Source organism: Staphylococcus sp. GDY8P196P (assembly GCF_017891705.1).
GTDB classification, from domain to species: Bacteria; Bacillota; Bacilli; order Staphylococcales; family Staphylococcaceae; genus Staphylococcus; species Staphylococcus ureilyticus.
This window is the reverse complement of sequence record NZ_JAESJS010000003.1, coordinates 432,318-458,159: the sequence shown is the minus strand read 5'-3', so window position 1 is coordinate 458,159 and position 25,842 is coordinate 432,318. Positions and strand designations below refer to the sequence as shown.

Here is a 25,842-nt window from a genome sequence, read left to right as displayed (position 1 = left end):
GACAAAAATAAAATACACGCAACCAATACAGTGGTTGCGTGTATTTATTAAATTAGATACCTAAATTATCTTTTATATCGCTTTCTATTTCAGATAATGAACTTTGGCTAGGTACAAAATAATATAGACCATCATCTTGTATGCCACCTTGACCTTCTAATTGATGGCGGTGAACATTATCATTTGCATCTTTATAATTACCTCTAACTTTGTTCAACTCACCTAAAGTCAAATCAGTTTTTACATTATCTTCAACGTGATTCATCAACGAGTTAAAATGCGTAACTGAACTGATACTTGTCAATTTGTTGGCAAGACCTTGTATAACTAATTGTTGACGTTCTTGTCTTCCAAAGTCGCCACCAGCGCCTTCTTCTTTACGACTTCTTATAAACGCCATTGCTTCTTTTCCATCCATTCGAGACTTTTGTCCTTCATTAAATTGGAATCCATCATATGAGAAGGTAGCGTTACTAGTGACATCAATACCTCCAACAGTATCTATCATATCTTTCATTCCATCCATGTCTATCGTTGCATAGTGATCTATCGGCACATTCAATAGTTTTTCTACTGATTTCACTGCCATGTCAGGACCACCATACGCGTATGCATGATTTATTTTTTCAGTTGTACCTTTACCTACGATATCTGCTTGAGTATCTCTAGGTATACTCACAATTTCAGTAGATTTCTTCTCTGGGTTGATAGACAACACCATAATCGTATCACTACGCTGTCCTCCGCCATTAGCAGCTCTTTTGGCATCTGAATCTACACCAAATAAAGCAATCGTAAATGGATCTCCATTATTAAGGTTGGCTTCTTTTTCCCTCAAAGATGACTTATCCCTATCCAATGGATTATGTATTGCACCACCGACAGAAAATATTTTAAAACCTAAATACACAACGGCTAAAATTGCTAAAATTAACAATAAACCCAAAAACCACAAAAATACTTTTGCGGGCAACCCCATTTTCTTTTTATTATATTCGTTAGAACGATTCACCTTTTTCATTCTCCATTCTATATTCGATTTTCTATTTCAATTAATTATAGATTATATAGTAAAATTATTTAATGAACATGGTGCTTAAGACCTATTGTTAAATAATTAATATTTTAAAATAATTATTTTTGATACCCAGATCCTGAATTTAGAATCGTCAACATTTCTTTATGACAAGCTTTGTTACTTATAATAAATGGTCCCGCTTTCGCAAAATCTAAAGTTGAATTATTTAACGTCGTCATTGTCAATCCCAATTCTTCAGCGAATAAAAACTGTGCAGCGATATCCCATGGTTTAGGATTTGTATTTACATGTGCGCCAAATTGTCCTAAAATTACGCGCACAGAATCTAAGCCACATGAACCAATGAAACGATATCCAAATGAAGCATCATTTAAATGATGAATCGTATCATCATTCATTACCAAAGTATTAAATGAAATAATCGCGTCTTCTAATTTTAAATCTTCAGGCTGTTGCAATAATTTACCATTCATATATGCGCCTTGGCCCTTGATAGCTTTATAAAGCTTGCCGTGTGGATAATCATAAATGTATGACAACGTAGGTTCACCATCCACAAAGTAGCCTAATATAATGCAATAATCTTCCTGTTGCTTAACTAAATTTGTAGTACCATCAATCGGATCCATGACCCATACATGACCCTTTTTTGCTTGAATACCTTCATTCGATTTTTCTTCCGCAAAAAGTTGGTGATTTGGAAAATGTTGCTGTAAAAATTGCTCAAAATTTTGTTGAATAGATTTATCTACATTAGTCACTAAATCAAATCGATTTTTTTTCGTTGAAGTAACCATTTGTTTTATTAATTGTGGGATAATATCATCTAATGTTGTTAACCAATCTCTAACTAAATTATCTATATCTAATAATGTTTCTTTATTCATTTGCGACCTCCTCTTTAAGCGAATCACTAAATTTTTTCATTTTAATTATTTCATATGTATAATTTGTTTTATTTTATCATATAAATATAATTACGGTAACAAACTATTCGATTCACTATCGTCCGATAAATGATTTCATTATTCTATACCGATAAGTATGATATTCAATAAAATGATAAGAGGCTGAGACAATTTAATTGCCCCAGCCTCTTATAGAAAGGAAAGTAAGTAATAAATATTGAAGATGTTTGCTTAGTAACTCGTACGAAAAAGATGTTAACAAAACTATATGTAATAGCCTACCCCTTTGTCATCTTTTCGCTACCCCCTTGTTACTAATTATTATACTAACATAAACAACTAAAAAATGTAAGCGTTTTCTATAACTTTTTTTAAAACTTTATAAATGTCGTCATTGTCACTTTTATGCTATAATGAATGTAATATGTAATCATTTGGGAGGTGACTTTCTAATGAATAAACGCGAAAGGCAAAATAAATTGGTACAAGCCATACAACAAAATAAGCAAATTACCGCTTCAGAACTCGCGACAGACTTAAATGTATCGAAACGTACAATTTTAAGAGATATTCAAGATTTAGAAGATCAGGGAGTAAAAATTCTAGCAAAACATGGAAAATTAGGTGGTTATCAACTCCAAGAGACGCCAAATAGTTATGAGCTCGAATTAACTGATAAACAACTCACCGCTTTATTCTTAGTATTGAATGAAAGTCAATCATATACTACACTTCCATATAAAGAAGAGATAAACGCAATTATTAAAAAATGTTTAAATTTACCTTATACGAAAATGAGACGGGCGCTTAAAAAGCTAGACCGATATATTAAATTCAATCAACAAACACATGTTGACTTGCCGCCCATTTTTTCAGAAGTCTTAATCTATTGTACCGAAAGAAATGTGATGGCTATGGAGTATAATAAAAATAATGAGATTATGACTGAAAATGTAATTTTTATAGGCTTATTATGTACAGACGGATTATGGAAAGCAGTTATTTTTGAAATTGGTCTCGGTAAAACTAATGAAATACCTATTGTTGATATCCATGATATTTCATATTCATTTGAGAAAAAAATAAAAACACAAGATATTACTATCAATAACTATCAACAATTTTTAAATCCCACTGAGTCCTAAAAAACTCAGTGGGATTTTTTCAACCTTGTCCATTATGTATATAACGTAATTAGCGTAAAAACAAATGAGATTAAATTATTGAGCATATGAATACTTACACTTGCAATGAGTTTAAAACCTGATTTGATGTATGCATAGACCATAGCAATCGCTAAAATTAAATAACTTCCTATTTCTAATGGAGATTCCGCTCCAATCACATGCATTAGTGAAAATAGAATGGCTGAAATAACCCCCATAACAATAGCATTAAATTTCTTCCCTAATTCACCTATCAGTAAATGTCTAAAAAATATTTCCTCCACTAATGGTGCACCAATTACAATTAACAAAAATGTAAACGGTAAAAATGACGGCTGATCAAATAAATTCATTAGTTCTAATTCATTTTGAGTTTCATTAAACCCAATACCATTGGGTAACTTTTGCATCACCATGTTATAAATTCCGCTACAAACCATCATAACAATCGTCACGATGATAAGAAATAAATAATGCTGCTTTATAAATGCTATATTTCTCTTCAAATTTATTTTAAAATCCTTGGTATGTAAAAAATAAAAGCTAAACACAGTAACTACATATGATAGCAGTTGTACAACCACACTTATTTTGATCACTATTTTTTCTGTTAAATGATCTACAAAAACAAAACTAAATAAAATACCAATCACTGTAAAAACAATCATACTTACAATTAAAATCGCAATAAGGAAAAAGTCTTTCCATACAATATCTTTAAAACGATATTTTGTTTTTTCCATTTTTTAATAGCCCCTTTAAGTTCATTTTTAATTTTATAGTGTATATCCTACCATGCTTAACAAAATCAGAAAATCATATTCATCATTTTAAATTTTTTTAAGAAAGGATGCATTTTATGTATAATTTAGAATTTCATCAACTCGCTCAACGCATTAACCAACTATTAAACTTAATTGAAACTTATAAGTTTGCTATCGTTACTCAAAATAAAAAGAAAGCACAGTACAAACAAGATATCCAACAGTTTATTAAAGACGAACTTATCGTGTTTTCAGACATCAGCTTACAACGATTTTCTTTGCCCCATTATAATTATTACCAATTCATTTTAACCCATGACACCAACCCCATTGAAGAACTCACTATTGGAAATACAATTAAGTACCTCGATACCTTACAAAATCAATTATTGGAAACACAAAAGTTATTGCAAGCGTTTTTGTAATAATATTTCAAAATGACATTTTTTTAAAATTAAAATTGTAATACTTTTTCATGTGTTGTAAAATGAAATCGATTACAGCAATATAGGAGTGATAACAATGCATGGCTTTTCTATTTATTTAGGACAACCCATTGATAAATCATATATTAGACGAATGATTGCTTTGGGATATACGACCATTTTCACATCTGTACAAATTCCAGAGGAAGACGAAACATCTAAATATCGCTATTTGGGAGAACTTTTAAATTATTTATCAGACGAACAACTTACGTATATGATTGATATCAATCCTTCATTGCTGGATCAATCTTTTTATGAATTCTTGCAATCATATCATCATGCGCAATTTATGATTCGTATTGATCACAGTACTTCTATAGAAATTATTAATGACATTATCCAACATGGTTTTCACTGTTGCTTAAATGCCAGCATACTTTCTGAATCACTACTTCAACAGCTTTATGAAAAACTAGATGATTTTACACACTTATGCTATTGCCATAACTATTATCCACGGCCAGATACAGGTCTAACAACTGAATTTGTTCATATTCAAAACTCACTAATTTTAAAGTATAATCCAAACGCAACGATCTTCGGTTTTATTCCAGGCACTACAAAACGTGGCCCCCTTTTTAAAGGTTTACCAACCATAGAATCAACGAGAGCACAACACCCTATTGAAAGTGCACAGCTATTATTAGATCATCTGACAACACAAATTTTGATTGGTGATACTAAAATTAGCGCACCACTAGACGAACAATTAATGAATGTATTATGCCATAGAACTTTCACACTCACAATTGATTTATTAGATATCCAAGCAACTAAGATATTACAGCAACCTCACACTGTACGACCAGACAACCCGCAAGATGTAATTCGCTCACAAGAAGCTAGACACTATTGTACAAGTGAAATTAATGCTTATAATACAACAGTTCGAAACACTGGTACAGTTACCATCGATAATAAACTGAACGGACGTTATCAAGGAGAATTACAACTTTTGAAAACTGACTTACCAGCGCATCCTCACGTTAATGTTATAGGTGAAATTTGTGAAGCTGAGCGCAGATTGATTCGTTGTATGAAGCCCAATGATACATTTAAATTTATTATAAAAACAAGGGAGTAGAAATTTATGAGTGATTTAACTACTGAATCTAGAAATAAAGCGACAATGCATTTAGATGAGATGTCTATAACAGAAATTCTTAAAACAATGAATGATGAAGATCAAAAAGTCCCACAACAAATTAGAAAAGTCATACCAGACTTGACTAAAGTCATAGAAATCACTACAAAACAATTTAGAGCTGGTGGTCGAATTATTTATATCGGTGCTGGAACAAGTGGAAGGTTGGGGGTGCTTGATGCTGCTGAATGTGTGCCCACATTCAATACGTCTCCAGATGAAGTCATTGGATTAATTGCAGGAGGACAAAGAGCCATGACTGTTGCTGTTGAAGGTGCTGAAGATAGTACCTCCTTGGCTGAAGAAGATTTACATCATATTCACCTTAATGAAAAAGACGTTTTAATCGGTATTGCTGCTAGTGGTAATACACCTTATGTTATCGGCGGATTAAAGTATGCGAATCACATTGGTGCACATACTGTTTCAATTTCATGCAATTCAAACACTAAAATAAGTAGCATAGCTAAAAATGCAATTGAAGTTAATGTAGGTCCTGAAGTCTTAACAGGTTCTACAAGATTAAAATCTGGAACAGCTCAGAAATTAATGCTTAATATGATTTCAACAATCACAATGGTTGGCGCCGGTAAAGTTTATGATAACCTCATGGTTGATGTAAAAGCTACAAATCAAAAATTAATTGACCGTTCCATACGCATTATACAAGATATCTGCGACATTTCTTATCAACAATCTGAAAAACTATATCATGCTGCAGATCATAACCTTAAAGTTGCTATCGTTATGCATATGTGTGATACATCAAAAGCAGATGCACAACAGCGTTTAGAAAAAAATAATCACATCGTTAAGCAAGCAATCAAAAATTAAACCAAATACTTAAAATAATTTATGTATATAGGAGGGTTTTATGATGTCTAAAGAACAAAAACTTGCAGAAAGTATTGTAAATGCAGTTGGCGGTTTAGAGAACATGGAAAATGTTATAAATTGCATGACGCGTGTAAGAATTAAGGTGCACGATGAAAATAAAGTTAACTATGATAAATTAAAATCGACAGAAGGTGTAATGGGCGTTGTCAAAGACGACCGTGTACAAGTAGTCGTTGGACCTGGCACAGTTAATAAGGTAGCTGCTCATATATCTGAAATGAGTGGTGTGCGTTTAGGTGAAACCATCCCTCACCAAACTAAAGATTATAAAGCAGAAACTGAAGCAAGAGCCAAAGAAAACAAAGCCGCTTTTCAAAGTAAACAAAAACGTGGCAAATTCAATAAATTATTAAAAACAATCGCTAATATATTCATCCCATTGATTCCAGCATTTATTGGTGCAGGTTTAATCGGTGGTATTGCTGCAGTTTTAAGCAACTTACTAGCTGCAGAGGTCATATCTGGCTCATGGATTACGCAACTTGTTACTGTTTTTAACGTAATTAAAGATGGTATGTTAGCATATTTAGCCATTTTCACTGGTATCAATGCTGCTAAAGAATTTGGTGCGACACCAGGTTTAGGTGGTGTTATTGGAGGAACGACATTACTAACAGGTTTAACAGAAGAAAATATGATCACTAATATTTTTACAGGCGAACCTTTACAAGCAGGACAAGGTGGTATTATCGGTGTTATCTTTGCTGTTTGGTTATTGAGTCTCGTAGAAAAGAGATTACATAAAATTGTACCAAATGCCATTGATATTATCGTAACACCTACGATTACTTTGTTTGTTATCGGATTATCAACAATCTTTATCATTATGCCTTTAGCTGGTTTTGTTTCTGACGGTTTAGTATCCGTAGTGAATGGTGTTATTAATATTGGTGGCGTCTTTAGTGGCTTTATTATTGGTGCTTTCTTCCTACCATTAGTTATGTTAGGATTACATCATATATTTACGCCTATTCATATTGAGATGATCAATCAATCTGGTGCTACTTACTTACTACCAATTGCTGCTATGGCAGGTGCAGGACAAGTTGGTGCCGCATTAGCGCTTTGGGTAAGATGTAAGAAAAATACTACTTTGAGAAATGCAATTAAAGGTGCACTGCCTGTCGGTTTCCTTGGTATTGGCGAGCCCTTGATTTATGGGGTCACGTTACCTCTTGGTAGACCATTCTTTACCGCATGTATTGGTGGCGGTATTGGCGGTGCAGTGGTTGGTGGTATTGGACACATCGGTGCTACCGCTATTGGACCGAGTGGTATTTCATTGTTACCTTTGATTTCAGATCATATGTACTTAGGATACATTGCAGGATTAATCGCTGCTTACATCGGTGGTTTCCTCTTCACCTTCTTTTTAGGTACAACAAAATCAATGAGAGAATCTGATAACTTAGGTGGTTAAACTATGACCAACGTACTTTATAAAATTGATAATATATATGAAACTTTTACAAAAAGTGAAAAAAAAATTGCTGATTTTATTTTAAACGAACCTCATCGTATCATTAATATGTCTGTCCAAGACCTTTCAAATGAAATTAATACAAGTACAGCATCCATTGTACGTTTTAGCAAGAAAATAACAGAAAAAGGGTTTCAAGAACTTAAAATTACAATTTCACGTTATTTGCCTGAAGATGCAATCAACAATAATCATATGGAATTAATTGATAATGAATCCGTCGATATTATCAAGTCTAAAATGTTAGCCCGAGCAACAGATACAATGAGTTGTGTTGCTTCACAAATTGAACAACATCACATCGATGACATCTGTGACACATTAAAACATGCGCGTACCATATTTTTATTTGGTTATGGGGCATCACTCGTTATTGTTACAGATTTATATCAAAAATTATCTCGGATTGGTTTAAATGTGCGCTTAATACAAGAAACGCATTTATTAATGACTACCATGGCTACTCATGATGAACAAGATTGTATTATTTTTGTAACCAACCAAGGTAGTCATAGTGAAATGCAATCTATGGCAAAAGTTGCAACTGACTATAATATACCTATCATCACGATTTCAAGCTCGAACAATAATCCTGTAGCTAAAATTTCTGATTATACTTTAATTTATGGTCAAACTGATGAGAATGAACTACGCATGGCCGCAACAACATCATTGTTTGCACAACTTTTCACGGTAGATATTCTTTATTATCGATTTATTGCTTTAAATTATCAACGTTCATTAGACTCAATCACACAGTCTAAAATGGCACTTGATAATTATCGTAAACATTTGTCTAAAATCCAGTTTAAACACTAAATCATTGCTGCCATCACTTTTTAAATAACATCATAAACGAGAACGACATAGAAATNNATTTCTATGTCGTTCTCGTTTTTAATCTATCGCTAACACTATTTATTTGCTAGTTGCTTACTTTACATCGTTTTGAAAAAAGTCGAAAATATTTTTGGCATTATCAGTATTATCAATATTTCCTTTAAATTTATCACTACCAGGGCCATATGCATAAGTATTTACATCTTCTCCTGTATGACCATTAGTAGTCCAACCAGTATTTGATTTGTCATTAATTGGTTTTTGTACAGCATCTTGAACCTTTTGTAATTGACTTTCATATGCTTTTTCATCTTTTTTAAGATCTTTAAGTTTTTTAGCTTCATCTTTTATTTTATTCATTTGATCTTCTGAAACTTCAAAACCGTAACCATCTTTAATGACTTTCTCCACATTTTTGCCTTTGCTAATTTCTTCAGTCATATATTTACCTGAATGTTTCATTTGGTGAATGGCGTCTGGGTTCCAAACGTAATCTTTACCTTTCGCAATAGACATACCACCTGTAGAATGATCTGCAGTAGCTACCACAAGTGTATCTGGATTTTCTTTTGCATAATTCATAGCATATTCAAATGATTTTTCAAATCCAGACATTTCTGACATTACCCCAGTTACATCATTTGGATGCCCTGATTTATCTATAGAAGCGCCCTCAACCATTAAAAAGAATCCTTTGTCGTTTTGTTTTAATTTATTTACGGCACTATCAGTCATATCCACTAATTTTGGATTTTTGTCTGGTGCGTCTATCTGTAATGGCATATCATTATCTGCAAATAATCCTAATACTTGTTTACTTTTGGAATTTTGTAGTTCGTTTTTATTTGTAACCACATCGTAACCATCTTTTTTAAATTTGTTTTTTAAATTGCCATTGTCTTTGCCAAAATACTCAGCACCACCACCTAGTAGTACATCGACTTTATGCTTGCCATTAATTTTATCATTGTAAAATTGTTTAGCAATTTCATCCTTTTTATCACGATCATCAACGTGTGATGCGTATGCAGCAGGCGTGGCATCTGTAATTTCAGCCGTAGATACGAGACCAGTTGATTTACCATTTTCTTTAGCTTGTTCTAATACTGTTTTAACATTATTTTTATTAGCATCGACGCCTATAGCTCCATTATATGTTTTTTGTCCTGAACTAAATGCGGTTGCACCAGCTGCTGAATCAGTAACATTTTCTTTTGGATCATTAGGGTTTGTACGTTGACTCCCTATTAGATATTTATCAAAAGCGGTCTGATCCATTTCTTTAGTATCTGGATTATCTGCAAAATAACGATAAGCAGAATTATACGAAGGTCCCATACCGTCACCGACTAAAAAGATAACGTTTTTAGGATTTTTTGTATTACCCATATAAGCTACATCAGCATTCTGATTTGAATCTTTAGACTCATCTTTTTTCCCTGCAGCATAAGTCCCTTGTACACTCCCTAATGATGAACCGGCAATGATTGTCCCTGCAATCGTAGCAGTAGCTAGTTTATTAAGTATTTTCATATAATAACTCCTTTAGATATGTATTATGACCTCAACTTTATTCTAAAGCACGAGTTTTGAGTGAGTATTTTTCTATTGTTAAATTTTTGTAAAAGCATTTATGTAAGTGTACCAACGTAATGACGGATATACAAAAAAGTCATAAATGATACAAAAAAATGTATCATTTATGACTACTTAATATTGCTGACAAATTGATGTGTTATTATATTTTTTAAAGTTGCTGATCATCACTTAATTTATGATAGCCTTTTAGATAATAGAACAATGTCATAAAACCTAAGAACACGATACCAATAACAACTGAAACAACTGTTTCTTTATTAAATAGCATGCCGATTAACACCATGATAAAGAACGCCATTGTAATATAATTTGTTATTGCGCCGCCTGGCATTTTAAAAGGATGATTTTTGAGTTCTTCGCTGTGATTTTTTCTGAATCTTAAATGACTAATTAATATCATAAACCACGGTACCATACCTGGTAAAATCGAGGCACTGTATACGTAAACAAAAATACTATCTGCCCCTTTAATAAATAAAGGCAAAATAACATTTAATAACGCACCAACTAAAATACCAATTGCTATTGCAGTAACCGTCCAAATAGGAACACCATTTTTCATAACTTTACGGAAAAATTTAGGTAACATGCCCTTTTGAGATAAGTTCAACGTCATTCGACTAGCGCTAAATATACCAGAATTACATCCTGACATCGCTGCAGTCAAAACTACAAAGTTAATGAGTCCAGCAGCAAATGTAATACCCACTTTTGCAAATGTTGCAACAAATGGACTGCCAATGTTTCCTAATTCATCCCAAGGATAAACAGTTACAATAACGAAAATGGCTCCGATATAGAAAATTAATATACGCCATATAACACCATTAACCGCACTTTTAATATTTTTTTGTGGATCTTTCGTTTCACCAGCAGTAATACCGATTAATTCAACACCTTGATAAGAACCAATTACAATAGAAAGTGCGAAGAAGAAACCAATCCAACCATTAGGCATAAAGCCACCATGTGACCATAAATTAGAAAGACCTATAGCCTCTCCACCATTACCAAGTCCAAAGAAAATCAAACCGAACCCTGCAATAATCATCAAGATAATAGTTACTACTTTTATCATTGCAAACCAAAATTCAAATTCACCAAAAGCTTTAACTGATACTAAGTTAGCACCAGCCAACAATAATACAACTATAATACCTGGTATCCATTGTGGTAAATCAGGAAACCAATAATTCATATATTCTCCAACGGCGATAACCTCACTCATACCTACAACAACCCATTGGAAAATATTACTCCATGCTGTCAGATAACCAGCAACTGGATTTATGTAATCACTTGCAAAGTTTGCAAAAGAACCTGAAGTCGGATGTAAATATACCATTTCCCCCATAGCTCTCATCACTAAAAATAAAAACAGCCCAGCTATTAAATAGGCAAATATTACTGAAGGCCCTGTCCATTTAATCGTACTTGTCGCCCCCATAAAGAGTCCGACACCAATCGTTCCACCAAGTGCTATCATCCGCATTTGACGTGCACCTAGTCCCCTTTGTAATTCGTTATTCTCATTCATCATTCAAACCCCATCTCATTCAAATATAAGTGAAAATAATTCACTTATTATGACGCTATTATACTATAAATTCTAAAAATTAAAACAATTATTTTTCATTTATGTAAGCCCTTACATATGTTTTTATTTTAGATTACTTTTAGAGAAAACGCAATGTAAATTTTCATTTCAATATGATAGAGAGCAATTAAATACTATATTTAGTTAATTGAGTGTCACTATTTAATTATGATTATTTTGTGAATTATTTCACAAAAACACTGTAACATAGTATACTATTTTTAATTAATAGAAAGTGAGGATAAAGTTTTGAACGAAAAAAATATTAAATGGGATAAAGTTTTTTATGGTAAAGCGTGGGTTCATCATGTCGTAGAGACAATTCGTGCCAAAGATATTTTACAAAGTTTTTATTTAAAACGTTATCTATTACGTGCCATAATGGCTGGTTTTATTTTAGGTGTGATTACAGTTTTTGTATTGCTCATTAAAGCTTCATTAGCCTCTGATATTCCAATGGGCGTTGCAAATATAGTCGGTGCGGTTGCATTTAGTTTTGCTTTAGTGTTAATACTTTTTACAAATTCCGAATTATTAACGAGTAACTTTATGTATTTTACAGTTGGACTGTATTATCGCGTCATTTCGCCAATCCGCGTTTTTAAAATATTTGTACTCTGTTTTATTGGTAATGCCTTAGGTGGATTGGTGTTCTTCTTATTGATTCGTTCCTCAGACATTATGACACCTGAGATGATGCAACAATTAGAAGCTACAATTGATCATAAAACACTAACGGCAGGTTTTGTTGCCATTCTTATAAAAGGTATTTTTGCTAATTTCTTTATAAATATATCGCTTGTCATAGCTATGCAAATTGATGATGTTTTGGCAAAAATGTTTGTCATGATGTTTGGTGTATCCATTTTCGCATTTATGGGTTACGAACACGTTGTTTATAATACCGTATTATTCGCAGGTGGAGTCGTTTACCAAAGTGATGTACTTTCAGCCATGCCTGCTTTAATCAATTTGCTGGGGGCAGGTATCGGCAATTATATCGGAGGCGGTTTAGTAATAGGCTTGTTCTATGCTTATTTAAACGACCATAAGCAATATCAAAAAAGTAAAGTACAATGACTACAACTTGCGTTATTGTAATGATGAGCTAGAGTCTAACGTTCATGAAGTTATAGTTCCTAATTTTATATGATATAATGCTCAATAGATTTTATTATAAAGGAGTTCAATATGAATAAACATCTATTGAAACGTACAATCACAGTTTCAATTATATTTGGTATATTATTTTTCCTAATCAATTATTTTAGCGATAGTGATGTTTCTGCCGGAAATTTAATGCTAAAAAGTTTACTAACGATTGTTGTATTTGGGATACTATATTACTTAATTTTTACTATTGTAAATTCACCAGAGCGAAAATATAAATTTGGTATTACATTACCTATTTCACTACTAATTGCAATCATAATCAGCGCTATGTTTTCTGCTTTAAAAATCGGTATCATAACCGGATTGATTATTGGTATCATTGCAGGGTATATCTGGGAATATATCGATACTCATAAAAATGGTGGTGATAAATCATGAGTATTTTCATTGGTATTGTTGTTATCATTTTACTAAGTGTAAGTTTAATCCCTAATTTAAAAGCTGTAAAAAAATCTAAAGCTGCTGGAGAAAAAAATCCACGTTTTGCAATTATGGTAGGTATTGATTCTATATTACTCGTATTAGTTATTGTGACACTAATACTTCAATTTTTAAAATAGACTATCATTTTTCATTTCGATATTATAAAACCCCTTATTGAAGCATTTTCCAATGTCAAAATAAGGGGTTTTATATTAAAATTGATTTTGTAAAATAAGATAATATAAGGCCAAAGCTCCCAATAAGTAAATAAGACTTCCGACCATAAATGACCGAAATTGTATTTTTAAGGGGACTTTTTTATTAAAAATAGGTCCTAAAACTAAATTTCCTATTGCTAAAACAATAGGGCCTCCTAAAAAAAATAAAATTAAATAACCATTCATACGTTAGCCTCTACTTTTTTCAAAATATTTTTCAATGATAGCTGTACCAGATAAGTCTTTACCTAAATAGGGTATGTTACTAAAATCTTGTTTTTCCGTCATATCATTCGTATTTACAATAACATCTAAACCAGCATTCACCGCTGCAGTTGCCCCATTGACTGAGTCTTCTATAGCTAAACAATTAACAGGATTATAGTTTAATCTTTGAACTGCTGTTAAATATAGTTCGGGACTTGGCTTTATTTCTTCTACATCCTCTCGTCCAACAACAACATCAATATACGCATCTAATCCTAATTGATCAAACGTTGGTTGAATATCGTTTCTAAAACTACTTGTCGCAATAGCCATGGGTATATGGCGCACTTTACAATAATCCATAAGTTGTTTCATATGTGTAACTATCGGTAAATGTATACTCGTTTCATTATGCTCTTGATATATTTTTTCTTTACGTTCTTGTCCTAGTTGGTCTTCTAGATACTGATGCAAATCTGAAGCCAATCCCCCAATAGATTGACGATAAAAATCTAAACTAACTTCTTCCAAACCATAATGATTTAAATGTTTATTTATTATTTCAAACAAGTGCTTTTCTGTATCTATAATTGTACCATCAAAATCAAATATCACAGCACGATACATACATTTCCCCTCCTATAATTTAACAAAATTGAATCAAATTATTGTCAGTGTATCATATTTTATACTTCTCTAGCCTATCAAAGACAGAGATAATATAAACTAAGAGAAAAACACGAAAAAATTAATGTTTTCCTCTTAGTTTAGAACTTCATATTAATTTTATCTCAAAATCAATGATACTTACCTTTTATTCCAGTATTTTGCAAGTATTGGACCTGTAATATTATGTATTAAGCTGAACACGGCTCCCGGAACTGCAGATAATGGGTTAAAATGTACTGTAGCTAAAGAAACTGCTAGCCCTGAATTTTGCATACCTACCTCTATCGATACTGCCTTTTTGTCCGGTCGGTCTAATTTTAGGATTTTAGCAAATGTATAACCAAGTATATAGCCAATCAAATTATGAAGAATGACAACCGCAAAAATAAGCAATCCTGTGGCTAAAATTTGTGCTTTACTACTACCAACTACAGATGCAAGTATTAATGAAATAGCTACAACGGAAACGATTGGTAATGCAGTGGCAGTCTTATCAGCAAATGTCTTGAACAGTTTTTGCAGTACAAACCCAATGATTATTGGTATTAAAATCACTTGAACGACTGACCAAAACATACTGATAAATGAAACTTGTAACCATTCATGCGCAAATAAATATATTAAAGCTGGTGTTAAAAATGGTGCTAGTAATGTTGAAACACTTGTGATAGCTACTGACAATGCAACATTTGCATTTGCTAAGTAACTCATAACGTTACTAGATGTACCACCTGGACAACATCCAACTAAAATCACACCAATTGCAATTTCTGGAGGCAAATGAAACAGTTTAACAATTAAAAATGCACTTAAAGGCATAATCGTATACTGCAAAACCACACCAATGATTACAGATCTAGGTGCTTGAAATATGATTTTAAAATCTTTGGGGTCTATGGTTAATCCCATACCTAGCATAACAATTCCTAGTAAATAAGGTACCCAATTACTTAAAGTAGAAAGTTGCATTGGAAATATAAAACCAATAACAGCTGCAATAAGCATCCATACTAAGAACGTATTCGTTGCAAACTTACTTACTTTTGATAACATCTAAAACACTTCCCTCTCTGTATTAATAAAGAAGAATGTATCATATTTTGAACATCTAAACAACAGAATTTTCTAAATATTTTGACTTTAAAACCCTAGGAATTTCCAAAAATTTTATACTTCGTTCTAAAGACCTAGTGTCTTCTTTTAAAAAGAGTGGTACAATTTAATAGAATTTAAAACATGTATAATTTTAAGGGCACTAAATATTAATTTTAATATACGTATGTCACTTTATATAGATATGGAGGTATAATATGTTTTTAGATAAAACTGAAACGTTTGTTTTAAACATCAGTGGTTTAAATAAACGTCATATCCGCAAAAATTTGTTAAAACTTTTGAAACAAGTCCACTTTTGTAAATCGTTCAAATTTACTATTTTCAAAAAAAATCATTTATATGCTTTAGAAGTGAATTTACCTAAGCAACAACTACCATATTTGATTAGTTTTCTTAGCTTCCACAATTATTTAATCTATCAAATTTTAGAAAATAATCATGCACAAGACCTACTAGACTTGGATCATTTACTATTATCATCTAAGCGTTTCGAAATCGCTGTTGACGGCCTTCATGATGCATTTATTAAAGACAAAGTTATCGACATTATGAATTTACTCAATCACACTGAAACAATTGTTTATACCTTCAATCGAAATACCATCAACGTTTCTTGTTCGCCTACAGTATTCTCTAAATTAATTCACGCTATCGCAACACACAACATTGATGTTTACAGTGCTACCTACCAACCACGTTTAATGCATAAAACGAGAATTTCTTAAAAACATTAATGTACGACATCACTCACATATACAGTAAAATTGATTTAGCTACCATTTCACGATATTTAATCAACATAAATCATGTATACAAGAATCTAGCATCCAATCATAAACGTCTATTCTTATTGTAATTGTATAGAAATGACGTTTTTTTATATGGACACTTATAAACAAAATAGAATGTAAGACCCATCTTCGCGCCGTGTATACCATGTCTACTAACAAGCATGCAAAAATTAATTGATGCGTTATTGATAAAAAATTGGACTAATCCATTAATGATTATCATATGGATTAGTCCTTTTTTGTGCATAAGTTTTATATGCAATCTGGTTATTATTTAGTTTTTTCTTCAAATACTAAATTTTCAAATGCTTCTCTGACTTGAGGTACAGACATACCTACTACGACTTGCACATTTTTCCCACTTTTCACTAAGCCATGTGCCATTTGTTTATGCGTAAAGTAATCACTATCCTCAACTTTATTGACATCATTCACTGTCAATCTTAAACGTGTCGTACAATTTGTAACGTCTTTAATATTTTCTTTGCCACCTAGACCTTCTAAATAATAGATTGCTTTAGCTTCAAACTCGTTTGCTGACTCAGTTTTTTTAGCAACTTGTGCTTTACCGTCTTTATTTTTATAGTCATCTTTATTATATAATTTCATATCCTTATCGTCTTTTTTACGTCCAGGAAGTGGAATATTAAATTTTATAATTAAAAACTTGAACAAGAAGAAATAAATCGCTGTAAAACCGAAACCTATTGCAATTTGAATAATATAAGTTAACCAGTGATTTTGGGCTAAAGGTATCCAATTCGTAGCAAAGAAATCTAATAATCCTCCACCAAAGTTACCTACTAATCCGAAACCATACATTAACGTATCCATCGTTGCTGCTAAAATTGCATGTAAAACGAATAAATAAGGTGCAATAAATAAAAATGTAAACTCTAATGGTTCAGTGATGCCTACAACAATCGCTGTCAATGTTGCTGGAATTAGTAATGCTGCAATTTTCTTTCTATTTTCTTTTGGCGTCGTTGCATACATTGCTAAAGCAATACCAATTGAACCAAAGACTTTTCCGTTACCTTGTAACATAAAGCCATATGGGAATAATTCTTTTAATGGTTCTTTACTTTTAGCAAATTCATTTACATGTTCGAACCATTCTGCTTTCAATCCATGATTCACAACAACAGGACCTACTTCTATTGGTGCATATATAAAGTGATGTAATCCAGTTGGTATCAATACTCTTTCTAAAAAATGATACAACCACACACCTATATAACCCGAGCCAATAATAAATCCTTGCAGTGAAGAAATACCATTTTGTACCGTTGGCCATATGATGCAAGTAATTAAAGCAATTGGCAACATGACAAAAAATGAAATCGTTACTACAAATGTCAAACCTTGAAATACACCAAGCATTTCAGGTAATTTTTTACTATAATATCTATTATGTATCCATGTGACAATGCTTGAAATAATAATACCGCCTAGGATATTCGTGTCTAATGTTTCTATACCAGCAATCGCTTTTAATCCCGTTACATTTTCTACACCCTTTTCTAAATTTGCTCCGAATGTATGCGGCCATTGCGTTAATATGGCATTGATAAAGGTATTAAACATTAAGTATCCCATTAATGCTGACAGTGCTGCATGTCCAGGTGCTTTTTTAGCTAAAGATAATGGCAAGCCAACAACAAATACCACTTCCATGTGATTAAATATTGTCCAACCACCAGACTCTATCACTGACCATATTTTGAACCAATTTGTACCTTCTTCAGCAATACTCCCCATTATTGAAGGATTTTTAAATAATGTTGCTAAACCGAGTACAATACCAAAAAATGCAAACATCAATACAGGTACAATCATTGCACTTCCAAATCGCTTTATAGCATTCATATAAAGTTCCCCTTTTCTAAATTTCCAAAATAATTCACTTATGATAATTGAATATCTCTCTATTCAAATGATTATGGATCAATTTACCATCGATTTTATAGTAAACGCTTACATCAGAACAATAGTTTGACGCCATTACGAACAATTTTGTACAATAAGATTATATTCTCAAAACTTGAAAATATTTTCAAAATTCTGAGGTGATAACGTTGCTTTTAGATGAACGCATAAATAACAATTTTAATAAATTAAATGAAAACGACCTACAAATCGCTCATTTTATAAACACACATATATCAGATTGTAAAACAATGAAAATCCAAGATTTAGCGGCTTATACACATGCATCAAATGCAAGTATTCATCGTTTTACTCGTAAGCTCGGCTTTGATGGCTACAGTGATTTTAAATCATACTTAAAATTTGAATCTGAACAAGTCCATCAATTACCTTCTGACTCTATGAACGCTTTTAAACAAGAAATTGAAAATACCTTCACTTATTTGGAACGTATCGATTACGACCTAGTTACTGACAAAATATATCAAGCCGAAACGGTATATTTATATGGCACAGGTTTAGCTCAAATGAATGTTGCGCAAGAAGCTCAAAGAATTTTATTGACCATACATAAAAATATTATTGTATTACATGATGTACATGAATTTAAAATGGTGTTAAATAAAGCTTCTGATAATGATTTGTTTTTTATTATTTCTTTATCCGGCGAGACCGATCACTTATCCGATATAACGAATTTACTGCAACTGCGTCAAAAGTATTTCATTTCTATTACTACGCTTCAAGACAACACCTTGGCTCAAAAGGCAAATTATAATATCTACGTATCAAGTAACACTTTTTATTTAACAAACGGCATTGATTATTCCAGCTTTATCAGCTACCATATTTTTTTTGAAACGGTACTACGTAAATTTAATGAGCGTATACAATACGGTCAATTCACACAAAATAATTAACATATCAAATAAAAGAAAGCTGGACAAATTAATTGTCTCAGCCTCTTAGTCAACATCTCAATTTATTACACAAGTGGGACTGATACATGAGCTTCTGCCCAAATATGCCTGAGTCCCACTTTTAATTTATTGAGTTAGGTTGTAATGATTTTTTATTGTTCCTCTTCATATTCTTCTAGTGTTGTTTGCAGCTTATCAAATAACATTTCAAAACCATGCGCAGTAGAATCATGATATTCCTTTTTCTTTTGCTTATACTCTAATGATGTCAATCTGCGTTCCCTAGGTACATAAGCTGTATAATTAAAAATCATTTGGGTTATGCCTGGTTCTCTTTCAAACATCTCTACTTCAATTGTATCTTCAGAGTCACTTAATTCAGGCATCCCTATCGTCATTACAATATATTCATTTGGGTTCAAAGTAACGTAAGAACCCTTCACTATATTTTCTTTCCCTTTACGAACATCAATAATTTCATAGCTTCCGTTTTGTACAGCGTCTATCTCTATTGATTTATTCGTTCGTTCAGTTGTCATAAACCATTGTTTAAGAAATCGTTGCTCAGTCCAAGCTTGATATACTAATTCAGGTTCAACTTTAAACAGTCTTTCCAACTGAATTTCTACGTTTTCATTTTCCACATTATATCTAGCCATGATTGTTCACCTACTTTCACTCTTATAACTATTCTAACTCATTATACTAGACTTCTAAACAATAATACTATGAAATTCAACTTTCCTTTATATCCCCTTTAAAAGTGATAACCTATTTATTCTATCGTTATTAATCAGTTAACGTCAAAATTTTCCCTTTTTTAATACTATCTTACTTCTTAAAAAAGAGGACAAACAGTCTATATCAAATAATATAAACTGTTGCCCTTTCTTTTAATCAACTTTTTTATTTTAATCTTGGTAATCTAAAGAAAATTGCAATTAGGCCACAAACACCTAGAATGATCGGATAAATTGAATACGGCATTAATGAAACTGGTGAGATAGACGCAACGCCTGCTGCTGCTATAACTTGCGGACTATAAGGTAATAAACCTTGGAAACAGCTCGCAAATATATCTAAAACACTTGCAGATTTCCTAGGATCAATCTCGTATTCATCTGCAATATCTTTAGCTAAGGGGCCTGCCATTAATATAGAAATTGTATTATTGGCAGTCGAAATATCCGCAGCACTCACAAGTCCAGCTATACCTAATTCTGCACCGCGTTTTGATTTAACCCTATTGCGTACAAAATTTAATAGCCAAGTGATACCACCATTATGTTGTATCAATGCTACAAGTCCGCCAATTAAAAGTGCAATAATCGCAATATCCTCCATACCAACAATTCCTTTTGAGATTGAACTAAGCAAGCCTGACCAGTTGAATGATCCATCAACCAGTCCAATAATCGCAGATAATACGGTACCACCAATCAACACTATAATTACATTTATACCTGCCAGTGCTAAAATCAGTACCAATAAGTATGGAATAACTTTAATAAAGTTATAGTCATATGATTTCGTAGTATCTATCTGAGCACCATGCGTTAAAAACCAAAGTACTATAACAGTAAATAGCGCACCTGGTAATACAATCTTTATGTTCACCTTAAACTTATCGCTCATTTTAGTTTTTTGAGTACGAACAGCGGCAATTGTAGTATCCGAAATCATTGATAAATTATCACCAAACATTGCGCCACCAACGACAGTAGCCATTGTTATCGCTGCAGATACATCCGTCGCCTGACTCAAACCAAAACCAACCGGCGCTATAGCTGCAACTGTACCGACTGAAGTACCCATTGAAAGTGATACAAACATACAAATGATAAATAAACCGACGATAATTAAGTTTTCTGGAATAAAGGATAGTCCTAAATTTACCGTCGACTTGACTCCCCCCATATCTTCTGTAGTTTGAGAAAATGCACCCGCAAGTAGAAATATTAACATCATCAAAATAATATTTGAATGTCCAGCGCCTTTAGTAAATACATCTACTTTTTTAGAAAATGTTTCTTTTTTATTTATCAACAAACCCACAATGGATGCGATAATAATTGCAACATTGAGTGGCATTATTGAAAAGTCACCAGTAATAACGCCCACACCTAAAAATATACCTACAAAAATGATTAATGGCACAAGCGCCCATGCGTTACCTTTTTTATTTTCCGTCATACAAAACCAACTTTCTTTATCATTACTTTTTTAGTCAATCATTCATTTTGCTTACCATAAAAAATAAAAAACTCTTTTCTCATAGAAGAAAAGAGTAAATCGATACATCTTTAATCTTATCTTCTAGCACACTTTATGCTACTGGAATTGGCACACGCATTACCATGTTGCCGAAGTTTCAATGGGCCAGTCCCTCCACTTCTCTAGATAAGCTATTTTATTTATTTTATAACAGTACACTATTCATGCCACTTCGTCAATTATATAATCATAATATGAAATGATATTTTACTTCAAAGGTTATTCCGTTGGCCGAACAATCGTAAATGTATCACCGATCGTGGCATAATCATTTCCAGCTAAACGGCACACGGCTTCTAGTGCCTGTGCATTAATCTTACTGTCTTCAAAATACACGTTTTCATTAATATGAAACATCACGACTTCTCCAATGATTAGATCTGACCCCTCATCAGTATCTCCTAATGATATAATCCGCTCTAATTTACATTCCATACGTATTTTCGCCTGTTCAATACCAGGTACAGTTATCAGTTCTGAGTCGACAAGGGTTAACGCTGTTCGTTCTAATTCATTTTCAGTACGATCCAATGGTGCAGCTGTACGGTTAATTTGCTCTACGTTTGTTTCATCAGTGATATGTACTACAAAATTTTCAGTCTCTTCAATATTAAGTGAAGTGTCTTTACGTTTACCTTCTGAGCGTCCTGTAGAAATCATAATCATCGGTGGTGCACTGTTCACCACGTTAAAAAAACTGAACGGTGCCGCATTTAACTTACCATTTTTATCTTGAGATGTCACAAAGGCTATTGGCCTAGGTATGACACTACCACTCAATAATTTATAGTTTTGTCTTTTAGACAATTCACTTGCTTTAAAATGTTTCACAAAAATTCACTTTCCTTTCATAAATAAAAAGTGGCTATGTCAAAATGTAAGTGCATAACTGTTCATTTAAGCACGAATCACTTTGAAATAGCCATCTATCAAATTAATCTAATTGTGTACCACCTGTAACCCCGTATACTTGGCCAGTAGTGTAACTTGATTCATCAGCTGCTAAATGAACATAAACGCCTGCTAATTCTACAGGTTGACCTGCTCTGCCAAGCACTTCTTTTTGTCCAAATGTTGGGATTTTGGATTGTGGTTGTCCACCTGATATTTGAAGTGGTGACCAAAATGGTCCTGGTGCAACACAGTTAACACGGATGCCTTTAGCTCCTAGTTCTTCAGACAAACTTTTAGTTAGCGATATGATTGCAGCTTTTGATGCAGCATAATCATGTAAAATTGGACTTGGGTTATAACCTTGTACAGATGACGTTGTCGTAATTGTAGCACCTGGTTCAAGATAATCAATCGCTTTTTGTACAGTCCAAAATATTGGATACACATTCGTTTCAAAGGTTTCAGTAAATGACGCTGTATCGAAGCCCTTTAGTGTATCTCTATATTGTTGATGTCCAGCTACGAGTGTAACATTGTCTAATCCACCTAACGAGTGATATGCACGTTCTACTAATTCATAATTGAATTGTTCATTGCGTAAATCACCCGGTATTAGCACAGCTTGTTGTCCTGCCGATGTAATAACTTCTTCTACTTCTTCAGCATCTTCTTGTTCTGATGGCAAGTAATTGATTGCAACATCAGCACCTTCTTTAGCATACGCAATAGCTGCTGCTCTACCAATAGCTGAATCTCCACCTGTTACTAACATCTTTAAACCTTTCAATCTACCATAACCGGTATAAGAAGTTTCTCCACAATCTGGTTTAGGGTTCAGATCTTTTTGTAAACCTGGAACGGGTTGCTCTTGTTTTGGAAAATCTGCATTTGAATATTTCTTTCTAGGATCTTGAGACGCCATGCTTAATCCTCCTCAAAAAATAATGGTTGTAATTATTTTTTACCCAAATTAAATCGCCCATAACACAAGATTATATTTTTAAGCTTCGTTCAATAATTTCTGTACAAATGTTACAAAGTAATCTGGTACTTTTTCTAAAATGCGTTCATCGGGATCATATTTGGGGTGATGTAAATCATAGTCACTATTAGATCCAATAAAAACAAATACACTTGGATACTTGTTGGCAAACCCAGAAAAATCTTCACCAATAGTTAATGGCTGTTCCATTATATTCACATTGTAACCTACTTGTTTAGCAACGTTAATTGCATCGTCTGTTAATTTTTCGTCATTGATTACTGCGCCTGGTAATCGTATATATTGTGTTTCAATTTCAACATCAAATACTTCTGCCAATCCACTCCCAATTTCTCTCAATCTCTTCTCAATGAATGTGCGAATACCTTCATCAAAACTTCTCACTGTACCTTGTACATAAGCTTGATCTGCAATAACATTCCATGTATTACCACAAGATACTTCTCCAATCGTTACGACTGCATTATCAAAAGCAGATAAATTTCTGCTGACGATGGATTGAACACTATTGATTAATTGACCTAATACGATGACTGGATCATTACCTTGTTCAGGCTTTGCTGCATGTGCACCTTTACCCTTAATTTTAAATTCAAAGCGATCTACAGAGGATGTCACGGCACCAGATTTCACTGCCAATGTACCTATATCCATAGTAGGATAATTATGATAACCAAGCACAGCTTTTGTACCATCAATAGCACCTGTCTCAGCTAATTTAACAGCACCATAGCCCAGCTCTTCGGCAGGTTGAAAAATAAAACGTACTCTACCTTTTAATTGATTTTCAATTTCTTTTAATTTTGTAGCTGTTGCTAAAATACTTGCCATATGGATATCATGACCACAAGCATGCATAATACCTTCATTAGTTGATGTAAATTCATGTACAACTTCTTCATTAATTGGCAAAGCATCTATATCCGATCGAACAGCAATAAACGTATCTCCTTGACCTACTTCAGCAATCAAACCAGTTTCCAACGGTATATCTAAAATTTTAATTTCATAACTTTCTAAAATACGTCTTAATCGTTTCGTTGTTTCATATTCATCATCAGACAATTCTGGAAACTGATGAAATGTACGTCTCCATTTTACAAAGTCTTCATATTGTGGCATGACATGTCACGTCCTTTCTAAATTTATAAAACGTTTAAAAATATAATATAGTATTGTTACAATCACAACGCCGAGCGCTAAATTATTAGAGATTAAAATAAGCACCATCGTAAGTACTACCATGAATCCATTTACTAAAGGTGACTTACGTATAAAGGGTATTGTTCGTCTATCAAATGTATTCAATGAAATTGTAATAAGCACGGTAGCTAAAACAGCCATTGGAATATGTCCTATAATTTCACCAAAAACAAATAAACTTACCAGTAAAAAACTACCGGTAACAAAAGTTGAAACTCTAGAGTTCGCACCCATTGTTACATTAAAACGCGATTGACCAACAAGCGCACTTCCACCATAACCGCCAAATAATCCTACTACTAAATTAGCTATGCCTTGACCTATTGATTCACGATTTTTATCACTAGTCGTAGCTGTTACTTCATCCATCATTCTTGCTGTTAAAGTCGTTTGAACGATTGCAACAATAGCCATCATCAAACCATAAAACAATGTAATTAGGAGAAAGTTAACATTTAATATTTCAATAGGGATAGTTGGATAAGGTAGTTTAATATGTATTGAAGACAAATCGTGCACATATTTTATATCAGGTTTTAATACCCACGAAAATATTGTCAGTATAATGATGGATATCAATGGTGCAGGTATAATTTTGATATGTTGAGCGCCCAACCAAATAATAAAAAATGACATGATTGCAACGATATAAGTTGCCATAGAAATACCTAAAATATTCTTTAGCTGAGATGTAAATAATAATATACCCAGTGCATTCATAAATCCAATTACAACACCGACAGGTATCAATTCTAACCATTTATTAATTTGAAAATACCCAAATAAAATTTGGATGATACCCATAAATAACGTTGCTGAAATGACAGCTTGCATCCCATGACTTGCAGCTAAAGGTGCTACGACTAAAGATACACCACTACTTGGTGCTGATACCATCAAGGTTCTATTTCCAGTCAAGCTAAGTACAAGCATCATTAAACCAGTACTTAACATACCGATTGTTGGATTCACGCCTGCTATAAATGAAAAAGCAATTGCACCAGGTAACAATGCAAGTGCAAGTAATACACCTGAAAGTGTATTCTGTACTATGTTACCTTTCCATTGTTCAATATACCCAGCATTACTCACACCATACT

General features: G+C 32.9%; 26 protein-coding genes and 1 riboswitch. Of the genes, 11 read left to right on the top strand and 15 right to left on the bottom strand.

Annotated features, from left to right (window positions below):
* Positions 1-52 precede the first annotated feature (52 nt).
* Both KA814_RS02145 and KA814_RS02140 read right to left on the bottom strand, forming a co-directional pair.
* Entirely contained in the window at positions 53-1,021 is a 969-nt protein-coding gene (locus KA814_RS02145; RefSeq protein WP_225792135.1) for an LCP family glycopolymer transferase, read from the bottom strand.
* Between the two features lie 113 nt (positions 1,022-1,134).
* Positions 1,135-1,926: an inositol monophosphatase family protein gene (locus KA814_RS02140; protein WP_107521714.1), complete on the bottom strand. Its 792-nt coding sequence runs from the start codon at positions 1,924-1,926 to the stop codon at positions 1,135-1,137.
* 473 nt (positions 1,927-2,399) lie between these two features.
* Here KA814_RS02140 and KA814_RS02135 point away from each other — a divergent pair, with 473 nt between their 5' ends.
* Positions 2,400-3,092, top strand: coding sequence for a helix-turn-helix transcriptional regulator (locus KA814_RS02135; RefSeq protein ID WP_046208482.1), 693 nt, complete (start codon positions 2,400-2,402; stop codon positions 3,090-3,092).
* 32 nt (positions 3,093-3,124) lie between these two features.
* Here KA814_RS02135 and KA814_RS02130 read toward each other — a convergent pair whose 3' ends face one another.
* Entirely contained in the window at positions 3,125-3,856 is a 732-nt protein-coding gene (locus KA814_RS02130; protein WP_064209359.1) for a CPBP family intramembrane glutamic endopeptidase, read from the bottom strand.
* Positions 3,857-3,972: 116 nt separating this feature from the next.
* Here KA814_RS02130 and KA814_RS02125 point away from each other — a divergent pair, with 116 nt between their 5' ends.
* From KA814_RS02125 to KA814_RS02105, 5 genes are all read left to right on the top strand, one after another.
* Entirely contained in the window at positions 3,973-4,302 is a 330-nt protein-coding gene (locus tag KA814_RS02125) for a hypothetical protein (protein WP_064209358.1), read from the top strand.
* Between the two features lie 97 nt (positions 4,303-4,399).
* Positions 4,400-5,449 carry a MupG family TIM beta-alpha barrel fold protein gene (locus KA814_RS02120; RefSeq protein ID WP_064209357.1) on the top strand — a complete coding sequence of 350 codons (1,050 nt, stop codon included), beginning with the start codon at positions 4,400-4,402 and terminating at the stop codon, positions 5,447-5,449.
* A gap of 6 nt (positions 5,450-5,455) precedes the next feature.
* Positions 5,456-6,343, top strand: coding sequence for an N-acetylmuramic acid 6-phosphate etherase (murQ, locus tag KA814_RS02115; RefSeq protein ID WP_046208486.1), 888 nt, complete (start codon positions 5,456-5,458; stop codon positions 6,341-6,343).
* Between the two features lie 43 nt (positions 6,344-6,386).
* Entirely contained in the window at positions 6,387-7,826 is a 1,440-nt protein-coding gene (locus tag KA814_RS02110) for a PTS transporter subunit EIIC (protein ID WP_064209356.1), read from the top strand.
* Between the two features lie 3 nt (positions 7,827-7,829).
* Entirely contained in the window at positions 7,830-8,705 is an 876-nt protein-coding gene (locus tag KA814_RS02105) for a MurR/RpiR family transcriptional regulator (protein WP_046208488.1), read from the top strand.
* A gap of 114 nt (positions 8,706-8,819) precedes the next feature.
* Here KA814_RS02105 and KA814_RS02100 read toward each other — a convergent pair whose 3' ends face one another.
* Positions 8,820-10,259 (bottom strand): alkaline phosphatase, encoded by a 1,440-nt coding sequence (locus KA814_RS02100; RefSeq protein ID WP_046208489.1) that lies wholly within the window; start codon positions 10,257-10,259, stop codon positions 8,820-8,822.
* 214 nt (positions 10,260-10,473) lie between these two features.
* Positions 10,474-11,862, bottom strand: coding sequence for an amino acid permease (locus tag KA814_RS02095; RefSeq protein WP_046208490.1), 1,389 nt, complete (start codon positions 11,860-11,862; stop codon positions 10,474-10,476).
* A gap of 309 nt (positions 11,863-12,171) precedes the next feature.
* On the opposite strand from KA814_RS02095, the gene KA814_RS02090 reads away from it, so the two are divergent.
* From KA814_RS02090 to KA814_RS02080, 3 genes are all read left to right on the top strand, one after another.
* Positions 12,172-13,002 carry a formate/nitrite transporter family protein gene (locus KA814_RS02090; protein ID WP_064209355.1) on the top strand — a complete coding sequence of 277 codons (831 nt, stop codon included), beginning with the start codon at positions 12,172-12,174 and terminating at the stop codon, positions 13,000-13,002.
* A gap of 111 nt (positions 13,003-13,113) precedes the next feature.
* Positions 13,114-13,473 (top strand): SND2/TMEM208 family protein, encoded by a 360-nt coding sequence (locus KA814_RS02085; protein ID WP_046208491.1) that lies wholly within the window; start codon positions 13,114-13,116, stop codon positions 13,471-13,473.
* On the top strand, positions 13,470-13,655 hold the full coding sequence (locus KA814_RS02080) for a hypothetical protein (protein WP_046208492.1): 186 nt from the start codon (positions 13,470-13,472) through the stop codon (positions 13,653-13,655). Before KA814_RS02085 ends, KA814_RS02080 begins: the two co-directional genes overlap by 4 nt.
* Before the next feature lie 75 nt (positions 13,656-13,730).
* Here KA814_RS02080 and KA814_RS13595 read toward each other — a convergent pair whose 3' ends face one another.
* The 3 genes from KA814_RS13595 to KA814_RS02070 all read right to left on the bottom strand — a co-directional run bounded on the left by KA814_RS13595 (position 13,731) and on the right by KA814_RS02070 (position 15,665).
* Positions 13,731-13,922, bottom strand: coding sequence for a hypothetical protein (locus tag KA814_RS13595; RefSeq protein ID WP_046208493.1), 192 nt, complete (start codon positions 13,920-13,922; stop codon positions 13,731-13,733).
* Positions 13,923-13,925: 3 nt separating this feature from the next.
* Positions 13,926-14,570 carry an HAD family hydrolase gene (locus tag KA814_RS02075; protein WP_064209354.1) on the bottom strand — a complete coding sequence of 215 codons (645 nt, stop codon included), beginning with the start codon at positions 14,568-14,570 and terminating at the stop codon, positions 13,926-13,928.
* 180 nt (positions 14,571-14,750) lie between these two features.
* The gene (locus KA814_RS02070; RefSeq protein WP_046208495.1) at positions 14,751-15,665 is read right to left on the bottom strand and encodes a bile acid:sodium symporter family protein; all 915 of its coding nucleotides are present in this window, start codon (positions 15,663-15,665) and stop codon (positions 14,751-14,753) included.
* A gap of 257 nt (positions 15,666-15,922) precedes the next feature.
* Between KA814_RS02070 and KA814_RS02065 the strand changes: the two genes are divergently transcribed.
* Positions 15,923-16,453: a hypothetical protein gene (locus tag KA814_RS02065; RefSeq protein WP_046208496.1), complete on the top strand. Its 531-nt coding sequence runs from the start codon at positions 15,923-15,925 to the stop codon at positions 16,451-16,453.
* A gap of 336 nt (positions 16,454-16,789) precedes the next feature.
* On the opposite strand, the gene KA814_RS02060 is transcribed toward KA814_RS02065, so the two are convergent.
* Positions 16,790-18,388 (bottom strand): alpha-glucoside-specific PTS transporter subunit IIBC, encoded by a 1,599-nt coding sequence (locus KA814_RS02060; RefSeq protein ID WP_064209353.1) that lies wholly within the window; start codon positions 18,386-18,388, stop codon positions 16,790-16,792.
* A gap of 209 nt (positions 18,389-18,597) precedes the next feature.
* Between KA814_RS02060 and KA814_RS02055 the strand changes: the two genes are divergently transcribed.
* Positions 18,598-19,368, top strand: a complete 771-nt coding sequence (locus tag KA814_RS02055) for a MurR/RpiR family transcriptional regulator (protein WP_046208498.1) — start codon at positions 18,598-18,600, stop codon at positions 19,366-19,368.
* Between the two features lie 152 nt (positions 19,369-19,520).
* Here KA814_RS02055 and KA814_RS02050 read toward each other — a convergent pair whose 3' ends face one another.
* The 6 genes from KA814_RS02050 to KA814_RS02025 all read right to left on the bottom strand — a co-directional run bounded on the left by KA814_RS02050 (position 19,521) and on the right by KA814_RS02025 (position 25,834).
* Positions 19,521-20,027, bottom strand: a complete 507-nt coding sequence (locus KA814_RS02050; RefSeq protein ID WP_046208499.1) for an SRPBCC family protein — start codon at positions 20,025-20,027, stop codon at positions 19,521-19,523.
* Between the two features lie 247 nt (positions 20,028-20,274).
* Entirely contained in the window at positions 20,275-21,561 is a 1,287-nt protein-coding gene (locus KA814_RS02045; protein ID WP_064209352.1) for a Na+/H+ antiporter NhaC family protein, read from the bottom strand.
* Between the two features lie 113 nt (positions 21,562-21,674).
* Positions 21,675-21,775, bottom strand: a riboswitch (SAM riboswitch).
* Between the two features lie 86 nt (positions 21,776-21,861).
* On the bottom strand, positions 21,862-22,473 hold the full coding sequence (locus KA814_RS02040) for a flavin reductase family protein (protein WP_064209351.1): 612 nt from the start codon (positions 22,471-22,473) through the stop codon (positions 21,862-21,864).
* Positions 22,474-22,576: 103 nt separating this feature from the next.
* The gene (locus tag KA814_RS02035; protein ID WP_064209350.1) at positions 22,577-23,458 is read right to left on the bottom strand and encodes an SDR family oxidoreductase; all 882 of its coding nucleotides are present in this window, start codon (positions 23,456-23,458) and stop codon (positions 22,577-22,579) included.
* 78 nt (positions 23,459-23,536) lie between these two features.
* Positions 23,537-24,661: an amidohydrolase gene (locus KA814_RS02030; RefSeq protein WP_064209349.1), complete on the bottom strand. Its 1,125-nt coding sequence runs from the start codon at positions 24,659-24,661 to the stop codon at positions 23,537-23,539.
* A 6-nt stretch (positions 24,662-24,667) separates the two neighbouring features.
* The gene (locus KA814_RS02025; protein ID WP_064209348.1) at positions 24,668-25,834 is read right to left on the bottom strand and encodes a SulP family inorganic anion transporter; all 1,167 of its coding nucleotides are present in this window, start codon (positions 25,832-25,834) and stop codon (positions 24,668-24,670) included.
* Positions 25,835-25,842: the final 8 nt, after the last annotated feature.